1 protein-coding gene and 2 pseudogenes are annotated in these 1,818 nt (G+C 75.5%); 1 reads left to right on the top strand and 2 read right to left on the bottom strand.

The window, feature by feature from the left end; translation table 11 throughout:
* A pseudogene (locus IH13_RS0129480) lies at positions 1-667 on the bottom strand (type 2 lantipeptide synthetase LanM); the annotation flags it as partial.
* A 318-nt stretch (positions 668-985) separates the two neighbouring features.
* Here IH13_RS0129480 and IH13_RS0129485 point away from each other — a divergent pair.
* On the top strand, positions 986-1,573 hold the full coding sequence (locus tag IH13_RS0129485; RefSeq protein WP_051835971.1) for a hypothetical protein: 588 nt from the start codon (positions 986-988) through the stop codon (positions 1,571-1,573).
* A gap of 110 nt (positions 1,574-1,683) precedes the next feature.
* On the opposite strand, the pseudogene IH13_RS42960 reads toward IH13_RS0129485, so the two are convergent.
* Positions 1,684-1,818, bottom strand: a pseudogene (locus IH13_RS42960) (LacI family transcriptional regulator); the annotation flags it as partial.

The following is a 1,818-nucleotide window of genomic DNA, read 5'->3' on the forward strand; positions in this document are numbered from 1 at the left end:
CCGCGAGCCTGCCGAGCATCTCCGTGAGGGCGTCGGCGGCGTCGAGGGCGTCCTGCCCCAGCACCCTGGCGAGGACCGGGTACCGGGCGGCCAGTGAGGTGAGCCCGTTCCGGCTCCCGGTCAGCCGCAGGAAGTCCTGGAACCGCTCCCGTGTCCCGTCTCCGCCGAGCCGGCCCCCGGTGCGCGCCTCGTGCAGTTCCAGGACGAGCGTGCGGGCCGCGAGCCGCGCCAGCCACCGGGCCAGGTCCTGCCGGAAGCCGTCCAGCACGGGAGCGGGGCAGGCGCCCGCGCCGTGCCCGTACGGCGAGGCCGCGACCCGTGCGGCGGCCCGGCCGGCGAACGGCGCCACGACCAACTCGAAGCCGGACAGCCCCGGATACTCCCGGGCCGCGACCGGTACATCGGCCGGTGCGGCCGGTGCCGCGGCCACGGCCTCCCGGACGAACACGGCCCAGTCGGGCTCCTGCGCGGGCGGCGGCCCGACGACACCGGGCACCCACCAGGGATCACGGCTCCGCCCTTCGCCGAGGAGCAGCGCGGTGCCGGGTGCCCCGTCGCGTGCCGGGGAGCCGGGGGCCCGCCCCTCCGGGGCCGCCGAGTCCGGGGCGGAGCGGGCGTGGTCCACGGCGGGCGGGTTCGTCCCGCCGATCGCGTCCGTCTGCGCCATCGTGCCCACCTCCCCGGCGGTGGAAGACCCCGGCGGCCTTCCCGCACCCCATCCTGCGGGTGGGGGGCCGGCCGGCACATGGGGGAGTCGCCCCCATCTTTCCGGATCCCGGCGCCGGGACCGTACGCGGCGGAGTGGGGGCCGCCTCACCGGACACGCGCCGCCGCCGCGGCCTGCCGGCGGGTGCACGGGGTGGGACGGAGCTCTTCACCCAGTGCGGCGCGGTGGCCAAGTCGGCCCCGTTGCAAGGGATATGACCGGATGGGACACTCGGTGCGACGGCGGACCGGGATGGAGGGGTCGCGGGTGCGGAGATGGATGGTCCGGTCGATCGTGCTCGCCGGAGCCGCAGCTCTCGCGGGTGGCGCGTTCGTGCTGCTGCGCGATGACGACGACAAGCCGTTCGAGGTCTACCACTACCGCGCCATGTGTACGCGTCCGCACGGCTTCGAACAGGCGGCCGCCCGGTCCGGGACGGCTCCGCACCCGGTGTTCGTGTACGGCCCCTGGGACGTCCGCGAGGACAGCCCGGAGATGTTCGACGAGGCGGGACTCGACGTATGGGACCCGACCGAGCCCGGGAAGGTCCAGCTCGTCGCCTGCGTCGACAAGGTCGGCCGGGGCGAGTTCGTGAAGCGCTGCGACTACACCGCGGACTTCGGCGACTACTTCGTCAACCTGTACAAGGGCGACTACCGGGTGACGCTGTACGAGGCCCGTACGGGCAAGCGCGTCGCCAGTCCGCGGTTCGCGGGCAACCGGTTCGGACCGGACGAGGAGCCCACCGCCGACCCCTGTGCGATGACCGTCGCCGTCCCCGCGGACGGCCCGCGCAGCAAGGACCGCGAGGGCGACGCGTACATCCGCCAGATCCGAGACGCTCTGGAGCCCTACGTCACCCACTGACGCCCAGGGCCGAGGCGCCACCCGGAGCCGCCGGCGGCGCGCCCCGTCACCCCTCGGGCGGCAAGACTTTTGCGGAGGTGCCGGGAGGGCCGACCCTCACGTCCGGCCGCTCAGCCGCGCGGTGCCGCCGTGGACCCCCGCACCATCAGCTCCGCCTCGATGGTCGCGATGCCCCCGGCCGGTGCCTTCTCCTTGCGCATCGCCAGCCGTCCCGCCCGGGCCCCCGCCTCCGCCAGCGGCAGCCG

The organism is Streptomyces sp. NRRL WC-3549 (assembly GCF_000721935.1).
GTDB lineage: Bacteria > Actinomycetota > Actinomycetes > Streptomycetales > Streptomycetaceae > Streptomyces.

Excerpts from the sequence above, each read along its gene's own strand:
- IH13_RS0129485 (WP_051835971.1), top strand. The coding sequence starts at position 986 with ATGGTCCGGTCGATCGTGCTCGCCGGAGCCGCAGCTCTCGCGGGTGGC.